This is a genomic window from Streptomyces sp. NPDC006332, assembly GCF_040612855.1.
Taxonomy (GTDB): domain Bacteria; phylum Actinomycetota; class Actinomycetes; order Streptomycetales; family Streptomycetaceae; genus Streptomyces.
In genome coordinates this window covers 26,121-40,587 of sequence record NZ_JBEXRA010000012.1, presented here as the reverse complement: position 1 = coordinate 40,587, position 14,467 = coordinate 26,121, and the positions used below count along the sequence as shown (strand labels likewise).

At 71.8% G+C, this 14,467-nt stretch carries 16 protein-coding genes; 10 read left to right on the top strand and 6 right to left on the bottom strand.

All coding sequences use genetic code 11. From position 1 onward, the window contains the following. Positions 1 to 90: 90 nt before the first annotated feature. Positions 91 to 483, top strand: coding sequence for a hypothetical protein (locus ABZ027_RS13580; RefSeq protein ID WP_356767882.1), 393 nt, complete (start codon positions 91 to 93; stop codon positions 481 to 483). A 49-nt stretch (positions 484 to 532) separates the two neighbouring features. Then, positions 533 to 964, top strand: a complete 432-nt coding sequence (locus tag ABZ027_RS13575; protein WP_356767628.1) for a DUF3592 domain-containing protein — start codon at positions 533 to 535, stop codon at positions 962 to 964. 2 nt (positions 965 to 966) lie between these two features. On the opposite strand, the gene murQ is transcribed toward ABZ027_RS13575, so the two are convergent. Together murQ and ABZ027_RS13565 are read right to left on the bottom strand one after the other, a co-directional pair. Further along, positions 967 to 1,902, bottom strand: a complete 936-nt coding sequence (murQ, locus tag ABZ027_RS13570; protein ID WP_356767627.1) for an N-acetylmuramic acid 6-phosphate etherase — start codon at positions 1,900 to 1,902, stop codon at positions 967 to 969. A gap of 87 nt (positions 1,903 to 1,989) precedes the next feature. Next, positions 1,990 to 2,913, bottom strand: coding sequence for a MurR/RpiR family transcriptional regulator (locus tag ABZ027_RS13565; protein ID WP_356767625.1), 924 nt, complete (start codon positions 2,911 to 2,913; stop codon positions 1,990 to 1,992). Between the two features lie 55 nt (positions 2,914 to 2,968). Between ABZ027_RS13565 and ABZ027_RS13560 the strand changes: the two genes are divergently transcribed. Both ABZ027_RS13560 and ABZ027_RS13555 read left to right on the top strand, forming a co-directional pair. Beyond that, entirely contained in the window at positions 2,969 to 3,424 is a 456-nt protein-coding gene (locus tag ABZ027_RS13560) for a hypothetical protein (protein WP_356767623.1), read from the top strand. Beyond that, positions 3,421 to 3,699, top strand: coding sequence for a DUF4031 domain-containing protein (locus tag ABZ027_RS13555; RefSeq protein ID WP_356767621.1), 279 nt, complete (start codon positions 3,421 to 3,423; stop codon positions 3,697 to 3,699). Before ABZ027_RS13560 ends, ABZ027_RS13555 begins: the two co-directional genes overlap by 4 nt. A 39-nt stretch (positions 3,700 to 3,738) precedes the next feature. Here the strand turns inward: ABZ027_RS13555 and ABZ027_RS13550 are convergent, their stop codons facing one another. Further along, positions 3,739 to 4,815, bottom strand: a complete 1,077-nt coding sequence (locus ABZ027_RS13550) for a GNAT family N-acetyltransferase (RefSeq protein ID WP_356767620.1) — start codon at positions 4,813 to 4,815, stop codon at positions 3,739 to 3,741. A 27-nt stretch (positions 4,816 to 4,842) separates the two neighbouring features. After that, positions 4,843 to 5,511: a hypothetical protein gene (locus tag ABZ027_RS13545; protein WP_356767618.1), complete on the bottom strand. Its 669-nt coding sequence runs from the start codon at positions 5,509 to 5,511 to the stop codon at positions 4,843 to 4,845. A 237-nt stretch (positions 5,512 to 5,748) separates the two neighbouring features. Here ABZ027_RS13545 and ABZ027_RS13540 point away from each other — a divergent pair, with 237 nt between their 5' ends. The 5 genes from ABZ027_RS13540 to ABZ027_RS13520 all read left to right on the top strand — a co-directional run bounded on the left by ABZ027_RS13540 (position 5,749) and on the right by ABZ027_RS13520 (position 10,067). After that, positions 5,749 to 6,450, top strand: a complete 702-nt coding sequence (locus ABZ027_RS13540; RefSeq protein ID WP_356767616.1) for a copper homeostasis protein CutC — start codon at positions 5,749 to 5,751, stop codon at positions 6,448 to 6,450. 241 nt (positions 6,451 to 6,691) lie between these two features. Continuing rightward, a complete protein-coding gene (locus ABZ027_RS13535) occupies positions 6,692 to 7,210 on the top strand; it encodes a hypothetical protein (RefSeq protein WP_356767614.1) in 519 nt (172 codons plus the stop codon). Positions 7,211 to 7,295: 85 nt separating this feature from the next. Then, positions 7,296 to 8,138 carry a DUF4097 family beta strand repeat-containing protein gene (locus ABZ027_RS13530; protein WP_356767613.1) on the top strand — a complete coding sequence of 281 codons (843 nt, stop codon included), beginning with the start codon at positions 7,296 to 7,298 and terminating at the stop codon, positions 8,136 to 8,138. Between the two features lie 73 nt (positions 8,139 to 8,211). Then, complete coding sequence (locus tag ABZ027_RS13525) at positions 8,212 to 9,258, top strand: ATP-binding cassette domain-containing protein (protein ID WP_356767611.1); 1,047 nt, start codon at positions 8,212 to 8,214, stop codon at positions 9,256 to 9,258. Continuing rightward, positions 9,255 to 10,067, top strand: a complete 813-nt coding sequence (locus ABZ027_RS13520) for an ABC transporter permease (protein WP_356767609.1) — start codon at positions 9,255 to 9,257, stop codon at positions 10,065 to 10,067. The genes ABZ027_RS13525 and ABZ027_RS13520 overlap by 4 nt, the downstream gene beginning before the upstream one ends. A gap of 84 nt (positions 10,068 to 10,151) precedes the next feature. Here the strand turns inward: ABZ027_RS13520 and ABZ027_RS13515 are convergent, their stop codons facing one another. Further along, the gene (locus ABZ027_RS13515) at positions 10,152 to 12,197 is read right to left on the bottom strand and encodes a UvrD-helicase domain-containing protein (RefSeq protein ID WP_356767607.1); all 2,046 of its coding nucleotides are present in this window, start codon (positions 12,195 to 12,197) and stop codon (positions 10,152 to 10,154) included. Positions 12,198 to 12,520: 323 nt separating this feature from the next. On the opposite strand from ABZ027_RS13515, the gene ABZ027_RS13510 reads away from it, so the two are divergent. Continuing rightward, on the top strand, positions 12,521 to 12,706 hold the full coding sequence (locus ABZ027_RS13510) for a hypothetical protein (protein ID WP_356767605.1): 186 nt from the start codon (positions 12,521 to 12,523) through the stop codon (positions 12,704 to 12,706). 34 nt (positions 12,707 to 12,740) lie between these two features. On the opposite strand, the gene ABZ027_RS13505 is transcribed toward ABZ027_RS13510, so the two are convergent. Next, positions 12,741 to 14,384 carry a DNA repair helicase XPB gene (locus tag ABZ027_RS13505; RefSeq protein ID WP_356767603.1) on the bottom strand — a complete coding sequence of 548 codons (1,644 nt, stop codon included), beginning with the start codon at positions 14,382 to 14,384 and terminating at the stop codon, positions 12,741 to 12,743. Positions 14,385 to 14,467: the final 83 nt, after the last annotated feature.

Below are 14,467 nucleotides of genomic sequence, written 5' to 3'. Positions count from 1 at the left end.
TTGGGTCGTCCTGTCTGGCCAGGTTAGAGGCGTACCGGACACGCTGTGTGGTGAACCATCAACTCAGCGTGGAGGTAGCGAGAGATGACCGTGCGGCCGACCGAAGAAGTCGTGCAGACCCTGCGGGAGGCACTCGGCGGTGTCGGCGTCGTCCTGCCGTCCCTGTGCGTCGATCCCGTGACCGGCGCCAGCGACGAGCCGTTCGCCCTGGTCGAGCTGGGGCGGTGCAACGTCCGTACCGCCGAGCGGCTGGCCTCCGTACTACGCGGGGAGCGGCCCGCGATCGGTACGCATGTCGTGGACGTACGCGACGGGCGGCTGGGGGAGGTGATGGGGCACGTCGGTGGGCGGGTGCAGTTGCGGCCCGTGGCGGGTGGCCGGGAGTGGGACTGTCCGCCGGAGTCGACGCGGCCCGCCCCGCAGGAGGAGCTTTTGCGGGCGCGGGTGCGAAGGGTGAACACGGAGGGGCGGCTGCCCTGTTGAGTGCGCAGGCCATGGGCTCTCTCGCTGCGGTGACTGTTAATTTTCCTTGATGGAAACCTCTGCCGACGTACTCAGCCTTGTGGGCTTTGCTCTCGTGTTCCTGGGCACCACCAGTCTGCTCATCCAGCTGCAGAGCTTTCTGACCCACCGTCTCCTGTCGAGTCTGGAGCGGCACGGGGTCGAGGGCGAGGCGATAGTCAAACGCCAGGACCGCATGGCCGGACAGGCACGCGTCTACTTCGAGGTCCGGCTGCCGGAAGGTGTGCAGAGGCCTGAGTTCTACGAGCTGTTTCTGACCTCGCCGGGGCCGGAGGGCACGGTGATGCCTGTCGTGTACGACGGAAGGAAGCCGAGCCGGGCGAAGATCGGAACCCGGCAGGAGATCGACTTCCGCCTCGAGCGACGCTTGGTGCAGGTGATGGGCGGCGGCGGTCTGGTGATGTTCGTCGGCGGGGTCGTGCTGCTGTTCGCCGTCGGATGATGTCAGCGATCCGCCGCCGCCAGCGCCGCGCGCAGATGCCCGCCGGAGTCCGCGAGGAGCCGGATCGCCGTCGGGCCGTCGACGTCGGCGAGGATGGTCAGGATGGCGGGCTTCACCCCGCCGTCGCTGGCGGCGAGGGCACGGTCGATCTCGGCGTCGTCCGCGCCCGTGGCGAGGGCGACGATGCGGCGGGAGCGGGCGCGGAGCTTGTCGTTGGTGGCGCGGACGTCGACCATCAGGTTCCCGTACGTCTTGCCCAGCCGGATCATCGTGATCGTCGACAGCATGTTGAGGACCAGCTTCTGTGCCGTGCCGGCCTTGAGGCGGGTGGAGCCGGTGAGCAGTTCGGCGCCGACGACGATCTCGATGCCGTGCTCGGCCGCCGCCGCGAGCGCGCTGTCCGCGTTGCAGGCCAGCCCGATGGTCAACGCGCCCTGAGCGCGGGCGTGTTCCACCGCGCTGATGGCGTACGGGGTACGGCCGGACGCGGAGATGCCGACCACCGTGTCGTCCGGGGTCAGCGTGAGCGCGTCGAGGTCGGTCCGGGCCAGCTCCGCCGAGTCCTCGGCGCCCTCGACCGAGGTGGCCATGGCTGCCGGGCCGCCCGCGATCAGGCCGACCACCTGCGAGGGGTCCGTGTTGAAGGTGGGCGGGCACTCGGAGGCGTCCAGGACACCCAGCCGCCCGGCGGTACCGGCGCCCGCGTAGATCAGCCGTCCGCCGCGCGCCATCCGTTCGGCGACGGCGTCGACCGCGGCGGCGATCTCCGGCAGCCGCTCGGCGACGGCGCTCGGTACGGAGGCGTCCTCGCCGTTCATGAGGCGGGCGATGTCGAGGGTGGGCAGCCGGTCGATGTCGGCGAGCTCGGGACGGAACGCCTCGGTGGTGAGGGACCCCAACTGGGCTTGGAGATCACGGGGGTTGGAGGTGGAGGTCATGGTGAGAGGTGGCTCTTTCCCATCAACGGTGTGATGTCCTGCTTGCGGGAGCGGCCGAGCTGGCCGGGGTGGCCGACGTGGCCGGGGCTATCGGCGGTGCCGGTGGGCGAGTGCCTCGTACGAGGCGGACAGCGCGGGTGCCGCCGTCTCGTAGGTCCGCTGCGCCACCCCTACCAGGAGACAGTCCACCACCAGCAGCTGACTGGTCCGCGACGACATCGCCGCCGGTCGAAGTTCACTCTCGCGCGCGGTGGAGGTCGTCAGTATGTGATCGGCGTACTGCGTCACCGCGGCGTCCGGCCGTCCGGTGATCGCCACCGTCGTCGCCCCGTGTTCGAAGGCGACCCGGAGCGGTTCGATGACGTCGCCGGTCGAGCCGGAGTGCGTGATCGCGATGGCGACGTCCCCCGGGCGCAGCTGCACCGCGGTGGTCACCGCCAGGTGGGGATCGCTGTGCGCGTGGGCGATCAGGCCTATCCGCAGCAGCTTCTGGGTGAGGTCCTGGGCGACCAGCCCGCTGGCCCCGACGCCGTAGACGTCGGTCCGGCGGGCGCCGGCCAGCGCGGTCACGGCCGCCCCGAGCTGCACGGTGTCCAGGCCGGCCGCCGTGTCCGCGAGGGTCTGCTGCTCGTCGTAGGCGAGTTTCGCGACGACGTCGCCGATCGGGTCGTCGACCGCGATGTCCGTCGTGATCGCGGGCGCCCGGCCGGACTGCTGCTGGGCGGCGAGGCCGGCCAGCGCGAGGCGCAGGTCGCGGTAGCCGGGGTAGCCGAGCAGACGGGCCGTGCGGACGACGGTCGCCTCGCTGGTGCCGGTGAGTTCGGCGAGGCCGGTGACGGTCAGGGCCGCGCAGCCGGCCGGGTCGCTCGCGACGGCCTCGGCGACCCGCTGCATGGAACGGGTCATGGACGGAGCCAGCGTGCGCACCTTGGCGGCCAGGGCGGCGGGCACGGGCGGCGGGCCTTGGCTGCCCCGGCCCCCGCTGAAAACTTCCTTCACTTCGCGCGTCACGAGTGAAAGATATTTTCGGCTCGGTGTCGCGGTCAAGAGTGCGCACAATGGGGGCATGGACCCCAGCGACGACCCCAGCGACGACCCCAGCCACGACCCCATTAGTGCCACCGGCGGCGACCCCATCAGCGACCCCATCAGCCCCCTGGAGCAGGCGCTGCACGCGGCACGCGCTCTCGTGCTCGCCGACCTGGCCTCGAACGAGGTCGCCGCCGCCGACGTGGTGTCCATGGTCGAGGACTCCGTCGTCCAGCGCCGCTGGTGGGTCGAGCAGTGGCCGGAAGGCGTCGAGTTCGTGGCCGGGCTGGTCGCGCAGGACGTGCAGGACGCCCTGCTGGAGGCCTACGGCCGCTGGCCGCTGTGCCCGGTGTGCGGGGCTGGCGACCCGCACGCGCTGGAGGTGGAGCCGGAGCTCGGCCCGGATCCGCGCTGGGTGTGCCACAAAGCCGGGGTGAAGGTCGCGGCGGTCGGCTCGCTGGGGTCCGCCATCGGGGGACCGAGCCCCTCGTGACGGTCTACATCGACCCGCCGACCTGGCCGGGCCACGGACGCATGTGGTCCCACCTCGTCAGCGATGTCTCGTACGACGAACTGCACGCGTTCGCCGAGAAGTTGGGCGTCCCGCCCCGGGCCTTCGAGCGGGACCACTACGACATTCCCTCGGATCGGTACGGGGACGTGGTGGCGGCGGGCGCGGTGGAGGTCAGCAGCCGCGAGGTGGTGCGGCTGCTGCACGGGGCGGGACTGCGCAGACCGAAGGGGCGGACGCTGCCGCGCGGTTCGTGAGCGGGCGGAGTCGGCCGCGCGGCTCCCAAGCGGGTTGAGTCAGCGCCGTAGTTGGTACGCCAGCAGCCCCTCGTCGTCGAGGTCCTCGCTGACCTGCCTGAACCCGGCGCGGGAGAGCACCGCCTGGGACGGGGTGTTGTCCGCCTCGACGGTCGCGAACAGGGACCGTACGTCGTCCCGGGCCAGCGCCCACTCCGACAGGGCGCGCAGTGCCTCGGTGGCGTAGCCGTGGCCGCGGGCGCCCTCCACCAGGTCGTAGCCGACCTCCGCCTGGACCTCCTCGTCCGGTGCCCCGTGGAAGCCCATGCCGCCGACCGCGTGGCCGTCGCTCCGCCGTACCAGGGCGAACAGGCCGAACTCCGGGCGGTGCACGCCCGCCTCGTACGCCTTCAGCATCATCCCGGCGGCCTCCAGCGTGCCCTCGAAGGGGCCGCCGTCCAGCCAGTCGAAGCCGCCGTCGCCGCCCGCGCACAGGTCGGCGGCGGCCGCGGGGGTGACGCCCTCCAAGGTGAGGCGGTCGGCGGGGAGAACCAGGTTGTTGGACCAGCGCCACTCGGTGACCGGCTCACGGCCGGGCAGCTCACCGCGGCCGGTGGCCCACAGCAGGGTCTGCCAGGGGTCGGGGCCGGGCCGGACGGTCGGGAAGATCCGGGTCAGGACGTACTCGGCGAGCTCGGGGGCCGGTGTGTACGTCAGTCCGAGGCCGTCGGCGATGTCCCGGGTGTGCAGCAGCGTCTCCGCGACGCCCATCGCGGCGAAGCCCTCCCGGTTCGCGCTGCGGAAGGGGAACGGGTGGAAGGCTCGCGCCCGGCGGGGTGTGGCGCGGAACGCGGCGACCAGCAGCGCGGCGGCCGTCCCGACGACGTCCAGCAGGCCGTCCTGGTCGGTGCCCTCCTCCAGGGTGATCTCGAAGGGGACGTACGCGTCCCGCGGTCGGCTCGCCAGCTGGCCCGCGTAGGCGAACAGCGCGCCCGCGAGGTGCTCGGCGGTGCGTTGGCAGTTCCACTCCAGCCGGTCGGCCCGCACTCCGTCCCAGTCCCGGTCCGTCGCCGTCCGCAGCAGCGCAAGCGCGCCCGCGACGGCCTCCTCCACCCGTTCCCCACCCAAGTCCCTCATGAGGGGCAGGGTATGAGGGCCGGTGCCTCAGGTCGACAGCATTTCCAGCTCGGCGGTCAGGTTGTAGCGGGCCGTCGCCTCCCACTCCGCCCGGCCGTGCGGGGTCCTGAACAGCGCGGGCAGGTCGAGGAGTTGGCGCAGGATCGCGGCGCGGCCGTCGCGGAAGGCGTCCGGGGGGACGAAGCCGTACTCCTCGCGGACGGCGGCCGTGTAGGCGGCGTACGCGGCGGGCGGCGCGGCGAGGATCGCCAGGTCGGCGTCGCACAGGACCTGGCCGTCGCGGTCGTCGTCGGCCGGGTCGTGGGTGACGGTGAGGCGGACCAGACGGGCCACCTCGGCCGTCTTCGCGGCCGGGACCCCGGCCTCGGGCAGGGCGCGCTCGGCGAGACGGGCCGAGCGTTCCTCGTTCTCGGAGCGGTCGGGGTGGTAGACCGCGTCGTGGAACCAGGCGGCCAGGCGTACGACGTCCGGGTCGGCGGCGTGCTGTTCGAGGACGTCGATGTGGTCGAGGACCGCGGTCAGGTGAGTGAGCGTGTGGTAGCGGCGCTGGGGTTCCTGCCAGCGGGCGAGGAGGTTGTCGGCGTATGGCGCGGGGTCGAGGGCGGGGCCGGGAGCCTCGGGGCCGGTGGCCTCGGGGGTGCGGGCTCCTTCCAGGGCGCGGGCGAAGCGGGTGCGCAGGGCGTCGGGGTCGGCCATGGGGCCATTGTCCCGTGGTGCGGGCCTCCCCGGGGTGCGGGCCTCCCCGGGGTGTGGGTCTGGTCCGTGACGCGGGTCTTCCGTGGCGCGGGCTCAGGTGCCTGACCCAGGGGCGCGGGGAACTGCGCGACCAGCCCCCCACTGCCCGCACCCGACACGGTGTGGACCGCAGGGGCGTAGTCTTAAATTGGACTAGACCTGTAGTCGTCGTTGAACGCCGCTGTCGATTGGGGCCCCATGAGTAACCGTGCAGTCCTGGAGGTGATCGCCCTCGACGTCGAGGACGCGGTCGCCGCCCAGGCCGGAGGCGCGAACCGCCTCGAACTGGTCACCGACATGGCGGCCGACGGGCTGACCCCGTCGCCCGGCACCGTCACCGGGATCCGGGCGGCCGTCGACATCTCGCTGCGGGTGATGCTGCGGCTGACGGACGGGTTCGCGGCCGGGGGTGCCGCCGGGGTGGACCGGGTGGTCCGGGCCGCCGGGGAGCTGCGGGAGGCCGGGGCCGAGGAGTTCGTGCTGGGGTTCCTCGACGCGGACGGCGGGGTGGACCTGCCGGCCGTGGAGCGGGTGGTGGGCGTGCTGGACGGCTGCCCGTGGACGTTTCACCGGGCCATCGACCGCGCCGCAGACCGGGACGCGCTGCGCAAGCAGTTGGACGGCCTGCCCGGCCTCGACACGTACCTGACGGCCGGTTCCGCCTCGGGGGTCGACGACGGCCTCCCCACGCTGCTCGCGGAGGCGGCGCGGCGCGGCGAGCCGGGGTACGAGCAGCGACTGCTGGTCGGGGGCGGCCTGCGGCTCGATCACGTACCGCGGCTGCTGGCGGCCGGTATCGACGGCTTCCACATCGGCGGGGCGGCGCGGCCGGACGGCTGGGGGCGGCCGGTGTCGGCGGACGCGGTGGCGCGGTGGCGGCGGGTGCTGGACGAGGGGTGAGTGGCGCCACATGGCGTTTCGGATGGCACCGCCTGGCGCCATCCGGTGTCACGTGGCGCCAGACGGTGCCACTTGGCTCCCTTCCGCACCCCCAAGAGGCGGATGTGCCCGCACGGCATCACGATGACTCAGGTCGATTTCTTCATGTTTTCCCAGCTCAAAGGCTCTCTGTCGAGATCCACTCGCCATGAGGCGCCAACCGGCCTTGCGTGTGGTGCCATAACGGTGCCATGATGGCGTCATGGACCTCACCCCGTATGTCGACACCCTCCGCCGTGAACTCGCGGTGGCCGCCGAGGCCGGCGGCGACGAAGCCCGCGAGCTGGCGGAGAGGCTGACCGCTCCCCTGGAGTCGGCGACCCGGCTGACCATGCTCAACGTGCTCTCCGCCGCGATGGACGAGATCACCCGTGAACTCGCCCCCGGCTCGGTCGACGTACGGCTGCGCGGGCTCGACCCCGACTTCGTGGTGACACCGCCGCCCACCTACGGCGACGCCCCCGCCGAGCCGACCGCGCCCGTCGAACCGTCCAGGGCCCCGGCCCCGGCCGACAGTGACGAGGGCGGCACCGCCCGCGTCAACCTGCGTCTGCCGGCCCACCTCAAGACGCGCGCCGAGGAGGCCGCGAGCCGCGAGGGCCTGTCGGTCAACGCGTGGCTGGTGCGGGCCGTGTCGGCCGCGGTCGACGGCGGCACCCGGCCGCGTACGCCGGAGAAGGTCCAGACCCTCGGACAGAGCTTCACGGGCTGGGTGCGCTAGCCGCGCCCCCTGCCCGCACCCCTTCACACCTACACCACGTCCCACCAGCGGGGACGGCCCGAAGAGCCAAGAGGACGGGACAGTCATGCCTTCTTTCGACACCTCCGCACCGATCTCGGTCACCGCGCACGTAGGGGCGGGTTCCATCCAGTTCACCGCGGGCGACCGCCTCGACACCGTCGTCGAGGTACGGCCCCGCGACCCGAAGGGCAACAAGGACGTGCGGGCGGCCGAGCAGACCGAGGTCAGCTACGCGAGCGGTGTCCTGACCATCTGGACGAAGGAACGGCGCGTGATCGGGCCCACCGGTGCCGTCGACGTGACCGTCGAGCTGCCCACGGACTCGCGCGTCGACCTGACCGGCGCCTGGGTCCAGGTCTTCGGTGAGGGACGGCTCGGCGAGGTCCGGGTGAAGAGCTCCACCGGCGACGTCCGCCTCGACACCACCGGCCCGCTGCAACTGTCCCTGTCGCACGGCTCGATCACCGTGGACCGGGTCGAGGGCAAGGCCGAGATCACCACCAGCTCCGGCAGTCTGCGCGTCGGCGTCGTCGACGGCCCCGCCGTCCTGAAGAACTCGAACGGCACCACCACCGTCGGCGCCGTGACGGGCGAGCTGCGGGTGAACGGCGCCAACGGCGGCATCGACATCGCGCGCGCCGAGGCGTCGGTCACCGGCACCGCCACCAACGGCTCCCTCCGCGTCGCCGAAGTCGCCCGTGGGGACGTCCGGTTGGAGACCTCCAACGGGCCCATCGAGATCGGCATCCGTGAGGGCACCGCCGCCTGGCTCGACGTCAGCTCCAACCGTGGCCAGGTACGCAACACCCTCACCGCGTCCGAGGCCCCGGCGCAGACCGAGGACACGGTCAAGGTCCACGCGCGGACCAACTGGGGCAACATCGACGTCCGCCGCGCCAAGGCCTGAGCACCACATCCCCAACCGGCCTCGCCCCCCGCCCACTTCAGCCACCCGCCCAGCCTTCGAAAGGGAGGGCCCCATGCCTTCATCTGTCATGCCCACGTCCAAGACGGGGGACGGTCACCCGGCCCCGGCCGCCATCACCTCCGTCGGTCTGCGCAAGTCGTACGGCGACAAGGTGGTGCTCGACGGCATCGACCTGCGCATCCCGGCCGGCTCGGTCTTCGCGCTGCTCGGCCCGAACGGCGCCGGCAAGACCACCGCGGTGAAGATCCTGTCCACCCTCATCACCGCCGACGGCGGGCAGGCCCAGGTCGCGGGCCACGACATCGCCACCTCGCCGGACGGAGTGCGCGCCGCTATCGGTGTCACCGGGCAGTTCTCCGCCGTCGACGGGCTGATCACCGGCGAGGAGAACATGCTCCTGATGGCGGACCTGCACCACCTGTCCAAGCGCGAGGGACGCCAGGTCGCCGCCGACCTCCTCGGACGCTTCGACCTCACCGACGCCGCGAAGAAGCCCGCCTCCACCTACTCCGGCGGCATGAAGCGCCGCCTCGACCTCGCCATGACGCTGGTCGGCGACCCGAGGATCATCTTCCTCGACGAGCCCACCACCGGCCTCGACCCGCGCTCCCGCCACAACATGTGGGGCATCATCCGCGAGCTCGTCGCCGACGGCGTCACCGTCTTCCTCACCACCCAGTACCTGGAGGAAGCCGACCAGCTCGCCGACCGTATCGCCGTACTCCACGACGGCAGGCTCGCGGCCGAGGGCACCGCCGAGGAACTCAAGCGGCTCATCCCCGGCGGGCACGTCCGGCTCCGCTTCACCGACCCCGCCGCCTACCGGTCCGCCGCCTCCGCGCTGAGCGAGGTCACCCTCCCGCACTCCCGGCCGGCCTCGACCGGGAGGACCTCCGGCGACGAGGCGCTCGCGCTGCACGTCCCCAGCGACGGCAGCCAACGCGAACTGCGCTCCATCCTCGACCTGCTGGACTCGGCCGGCATCGAGGCCGACGAGCTGACCGTGCACACCCCCGACCTCGACGACGTCTTCTTCGCCCTGACCGGCCCGGCGGACATCCCCAACCAGCCCGACCCACTGAAGGAGAACCTCCGATGAGCACCCCCCTGGCCCCCGCCCGCCCGGCCCGGATCTCCCTCGCCGTCCGCGACTCGCACACGATGCTGCGCCGCAACCTGCTGCACGCCTGGCGCTACCCGTCCGCGACCCTGAACCTGCTGCTCACGCCCATCATGATGCTGCTGCTCTTCGTCTACATCTTCGGCGACGTGATGAGCGCGGGCATCGGCGGCGCGGACCGCTCCGACTACATCGCCTACATCGTCCCGGGCATCCTGCTGATGACCGTCGGGAGCACCGTGATCGGGGCCGCGGTGTACGTCTCCATGGACATGTCCGAGGGCCTCATCGCCCGCTTCCGCACGATGGCGGTCTACCGCGGCTCGGTGATCGTCGGGCACGTCGTCGGCAGCGTGCTGCAGTGCATGGCCAGCGTGGTCCTGGTCGGCGCCGTCGGGGTGGCCATCGGGTTCCGGTCCACGGACGCCACCGTCGTGGAGTGGCTGGCGGCGTTCGGGCTGGTCGCGCTGTTCGCCCTGGCGCTCACCTGGATCGCGGTCGGGATGGGCATGGCCAGCCCGAACGCCGAGGCGGCCAGCAACATGGCCATGCCGCTGATCCTGCTGCCGCTCATCTCCAGCGCCTTCATCCCGGCCGACACGATGCCGGGCTGGTTCCAGCCGATCGCCGAGTACCAGCCGTTCACCCCCGCCATCGAGACCCTGCGCGGCCTGCTGCTCGGGACCGAGATCGGCAACAACGGGTGGATCGCGATCGCCTGGTGCGTGGGCCTGACCGCGCTCGGCTACCGGTGGTCGATGGCGCAGTTCAACCGCGACCCGAAGTAAGTCGCCGCTACGACCGCGACCCGAAGCAGCCGGTACGACCGCGCGGCCGCCTCCGGCGAAGGGGGCGGCCCGCACGGCGTGCCGTCAGTCCGTCAGCTGCGGCGGCAGCGCCGCCGTGTGGGTCACGATCAGGCCCGAGACCGCCCGGGTCAGGGCCACGTAGAGGCGGCGCAGGCCGGTCCGTTCGTCGGGTTCGCCGTCGACCACGGCCCGGGGCTCGTCGAGCACCACATAGTCGTACTCCAGACCCTTGGCCAGGGAAGCCGGGACCAGGGTCAGGCGGGTCTCCCGTGTGGTCTCCTCACCCGGGGCCAGGTAACCGATGCCCGCCGCCATGAGCGCCTCGGCCAGGGCCGGGACCCGGGCGTCGGCGGCGATCAGGCCCGTCGAGCCCTCGTTGCGCAGCAACTCCTCGCAGGCGGCGACGACTTCGGCGGCACCGGTGACCGGGCGGACGTCGAAGAAGCCCGGGTTCTCCCGGACCGACGCGACCGGGGTCAGCCCCGGCGCGATGTGGGGGAGGAGCCGGGAGGCGTACGTGATGACGTCGGTGGGGACGCGGAAACCGGCCGTCAGTTCCTCGATGACGCCGTCCGACTTGCCGAGGTGGGCCAGCGCCTCGTCCCAACTCCGGGTCGCCCAGGGGGTGGTGCCCTGCGCGAGGTCACCGAGGACGGTGGCCGAACCGGTGGTGCAGCGGCGGCCGACGGCCCGGTACTGCATGGGGGAGAGGTCCTGCGCCTCGTCCAGCACCACATGGCCCAGGGAGTGGGTGCGCTGGATCAGGTCCTGCGCCTCGTCGACCAGGACCGCGTCGGCGGGCGACCACTTGGCCGCCTTGACGCTGCGGACGGGCTTCGCCCACAGGATCGTCTTCTGCTCCTCCTCGGTGAGGATCTCCCGAGCGTGCTCGGCGAGGAAGTCTGCGTCCGTGAGCAGGCGCAGCACGAGTTTCGCCGGGTCGAGGGGCGGCCAGACCTGCTTGACGACCGCCTTCACCGCCGGGTTGCGGGCCACCGCGTCCTGCACCCGGTCGTCCGGGGCCTCCCCCGACCGCTCCATCTGCACCAGCACGGCGTGCGCGATGCGCTGCGGGAGGGCCTCCCGGGCGGCGCCGTACCGGATGCCCCGGTCCAGCAACTCGCGGACGATGTCCTCGACCTCGTACGCGGCGACCCGCCAGCGACGGGAGCCCCGCACCACCACGACCGACTCGGTGGGCATGGTGACATGCGAGTAGGCGGCTCTCCTCAGTACGTCCGCCATTCTCGCGTCGCCCTTGACGACCGCCGCCGCCGCGTCGTCCGTGCCGCGCACCTCGACATGCCCGACCAGGTCGTCGACGGTGGCCTGGCTCACCGACAACTCGCCCAGCGCGGGCAGCACTTGCTCGATGTAGTGCAGGAAGGATCTGTTCGGCCCGATGACGAGGGTGCCGGTGCGGGCGAGCCGCTCGCGGTGGGCGTACAGGAGGTAGGCGACCCGGTGCAGACCGACGGCGGTCTTCCCGGTGCCGGGTCCTCCCTGCACACAGACCGTCCCGCCCAGTCCGCTGCGTACGATCTCGTCCTGCTCGGGCTGGATGGTTGCCACGATGTCCCGCATCGGGCCGACACGCGGCCGTTCGATCTCCCGCTGGAGCAGCTTGCTGGTCTTCGCCACCTCGGCGGGGTCGGAGAGATGCTCGTCCTCGTACGCCGTGAGGTCACCGCCGGTGTAGCCGAAGCGGCGGCGCAGCGCGATGTCCATCGGGTCCTTCTTGGAGGCCCGGTAGAACGGCTGCGACACCGGTGCGCGCCAGTCGATGACCATCGGGTCGCCGTCCTGGTCGTGCACGTGCCGCCGCCCGACGTAGAACCGCTCACCCTCCGCGCCCTCGGCCTGCTCGGCGCCGGGAGCGTGCAGGTAGTCGAGGCGGCCGAAGAACAGCGGGGTCCCGCTCAGGTCGGCCAGCGCCTTGATGCGGTCGTCGATCTGGCGGGAGAGGACCTCGGCGTTGACCCAGTTCGCGGTGACATCACTGATGTCGAGGGACTCGACGTCCTCCCGCATGGCCCGCAGGGCGGCACGGGAGCCGGCGAGGTGGGAGCGTTCTCGGGCGAGCGGGTCGTCGCCTACGGGCGTGGACAAGGTGGTGCCTCCGGTGGACCAGCGGATACAGGGCTGCGAGAAGCGCGGCTGCGAGGTACGTAGCTGCGGAATGCGTGACTGCGAACGCCGACCGGTTTCCGTCCGGGCGGCCGCACTCCGTACGGGAGGCGGGCAAGAGCGGAGATTCTAAGGGAGTGGGGGAGGCGGGGGCCAACGGATTTTCCGCCTCCCCCTAGGGGGAAACGTCAGGGGCCCCCTCCATCCTGAGGGCGGCACCTCGCCCCCAAGTACTACGCGGTGACCACGCGGGTCGGTCCCTCAGACCGATGCTGTCCTTATGCCGGGAGAGCCACCATGGAGGCATGAGCGCAGCAACCATAACCCCAGCTCCGCGCCCGCCCCGGCCGGCCGGCGCCACCCCCGTCCTGGGCAGCCACCGGCACGTCCTCGGTGAGGCCCTGCGTGCCGTCAAGGTGTTCGCGGGCGCCGCGTTCGACGTCGTCGTGCTCGGCGAGTACGGCGAGGAGGCGGGCGTCCGTCGCAGGTGACCGCCGCCCCCGCCGGCTCGGAGTCAGCCGCGGATCAGCTCTCCGTGAGCAGCTCGTCCGCGTCGACGATCCGGTAGGCGTAGCCCTGCTCCGCCAGGAACCGCTGCCGGTGCGCGGCGAAGTCCTGGTCGATGGTGTCGCGGGCGACGACCGAGTAGAAGTGGGCCTGGTGCCCGTCCGCCTTGGGCCGCAGCACCCGACCCAGGCGCTGTGCCTCCTCCTGCCGTGACCCGAAGGTCCCCGACACCTGGATGGCGACCGTCGCCTCCGGCAGGTCGATCGAGAAGTTCGCGACCTTCGACACCACCAGCACGCTGATCTCGCCCTCCCGGAACGCGTCGAAGAGCTTCTCGCGCTGGGCGTTGCTGGTCTCCCCCTTGATCACGGGCGCGTCCAGATGCTCGCCCAGCTCGTCCAGCTGGTCGATGTACTGCCCGATGACGAGGATCTGCTGACCGGCGAACCGCCGCACGATCGCCTCGGTCACCTTCCGCTTGGTCGCGGTCGTCGCGCAGAAGCGGTACTTCTCCTCGGTCTCGGCGGTGGCGTACGCGATCCGCTCGGAGTCGGTCAGGTTCACCCGCACCTCGACACAGTCGGCGGGCGCGATGTAGCCCTGCGCCTCGATCTCCTTCCAGGGCGCGTCGAAACGCTTCGGCCCGATGAGGGAGAACACGTCCGACTCGCGCCCGTCCTCCCGGACGAGCGTCGCGGTCAGGCCGAGCCGCCGCCGGGCCTGCAGATCCGCGGTGAACTTGAAGACCGGCGCGGGCAGCAGGTGCACCTCGTCGTAGAGGATCAGCCCCCAGTCCCGGGAGTCGAACAGCTCCAGGTGCGGGTAGACGCCCTTCCGCCGGGTCGTCAGCACCTGGTACGTGGCGATGGTGACGGGCCGGATCTCCTTCCTGGTCCCGCTGTACTCGCCGATCTCCTCCTCGGTCAGCGACGTCCGCTTCACCAGCTCGTGCTTCCACTGCCGGGCCGACACGGTGTTCGTGACGAGGATGAGGGTGGTGGACTTCGCCTGCGCCATCGCCCCGGCACCGACGAGCGTCTTGCCCGCGCCGCACGGCAGGACGACGACGCCACTCCCGCCGTGCCAGAAGTTCTCCACCGCCTGCTTCTGGTACGGCCTGAGGGCCCACCCCTCCTCGGCCAGCTCGATCGCGTGCGCCTCACCGTCGACGTACCCCGCGAGGTCCTCGGCGGGCCAGCCCAGCTTCAGCAGCGTCTGCTTGATCTGCCCGCGCTCGGAGGGATGCACGGCGACGGTGTCGGGGTCGATGCGGTTGCCGACCAGCGGGGCGATCCGCTTGGAACGCAGCACCTCCTCCAGCACCGGCCGGTCGGTGGAGGTGAGCACCAGCCCGTGCGCGGGGTCCTTGCTGAGGGTCAGCCGCCCGTACCGGTCCATCGTCTCGGCGATGTCCACGAGCAGCGCGTGCGGCACCGGATACCGGCTGTACTGCACCAGCGCGTCCACGACCTGCTCGGCGTCGTGCCCGGCCGCCCGCGCGTTCCACAGGCCGAGCGGCGTCACCCGGTAGGTGTGGATGTGCTCCGGGGCCCGCTCCAGCTCCGCGAACGGCGCGATGACCCGACGGCAGTCGTCGGCCTGCTCGTGGTCGACTTCCAGGAGCAGGGTCTTGTCGGACTGGACGATGAGGGGACCATTCACGCGCGGCTGCCTTTCTGCGGTACCTGCGTGGCTCTGCAACGGCTGTGCACGGCCAAACGTCCAGTGTGCCTCAACCGGCGACG

Excerpts from the sequence above, each read along its gene's own strand:
- ABZ027_RS13560 (WP_356767623.1), top strand. The coding sequence starts at position 2,969 with ATGGACCCCAGCGACGACCCCAGCGACGACCCCAGCCACGACCCCATT.
- ABZ027_RS13545 (WP_356767618.1), bottom strand. The coding sequence starts at position 5,511 with ATGGCCGACCCCGACGCCCTGCGCACCCGCTTCGCCCGCGCCCTGGAA.
- ABZ027_RS13535 (WP_356767614.1), top strand. The coding sequence starts at position 6,692 with ATGGACCTCACCCCGTATGTCGACACCCTCCGCCGTGAACTCGCGGTG.
- ABZ027_RS13520 (WP_356767609.1), top strand. The coding sequence starts at position 9,255 with ATGAGCACCCCCCTGGCCCCCGCCCGCCCGGCCCGGATCTCCCTCGCC.
- ABZ027_RS13525 (WP_356767611.1), top strand. The coding sequence starts at position 8,212 with ATGCCTTCATCTGTCATGCCCACGTCCAAGACGGGGGACGGTCACCCG.
- murQ (WP_356767627.1), bottom strand. The coding sequence starts at position 1,902 with ATGACCTCCACCTCCAACCCCCGTGATCTCCAAGCCCAGTTGGGGTCC.
- ABZ027_RS13540 (WP_356767616.1), top strand. The coding sequence starts at position 5,749 with ATGAGTAACCGTGCAGTCCTGGAGGTGATCGCCCTCGACGTCGAGGAC.
- ABZ027_RS13510 (WP_356767605.1), top strand. The coding sequence starts at position 12,521 with ATGAGCGCAGCAACCATAACCCCAGCTCCGCGCCCGCCCCGGCCGGCC.
- ABZ027_RS13530 (WP_356767613.1), top strand. The coding sequence starts at position 7,296 with ATGCCTTCTTTCGACACCTCCGCACCGATCTCGGTCACCGCGCACGTA.
- ABZ027_RS13550 (WP_356767620.1), bottom strand. The coding sequence starts at position 4,815 with ATGAGGGACTTGGGTGGGGAACGGGTGGAGGAGGCCGTCGCGGGCGCG.
- ABZ027_RS13575 (WP_356767628.1), top strand. The coding sequence starts at position 533 with ATGGAAACCTCTGCCGACGTACTCAGCCTTGTGGGCTTTGCTCTCGTG.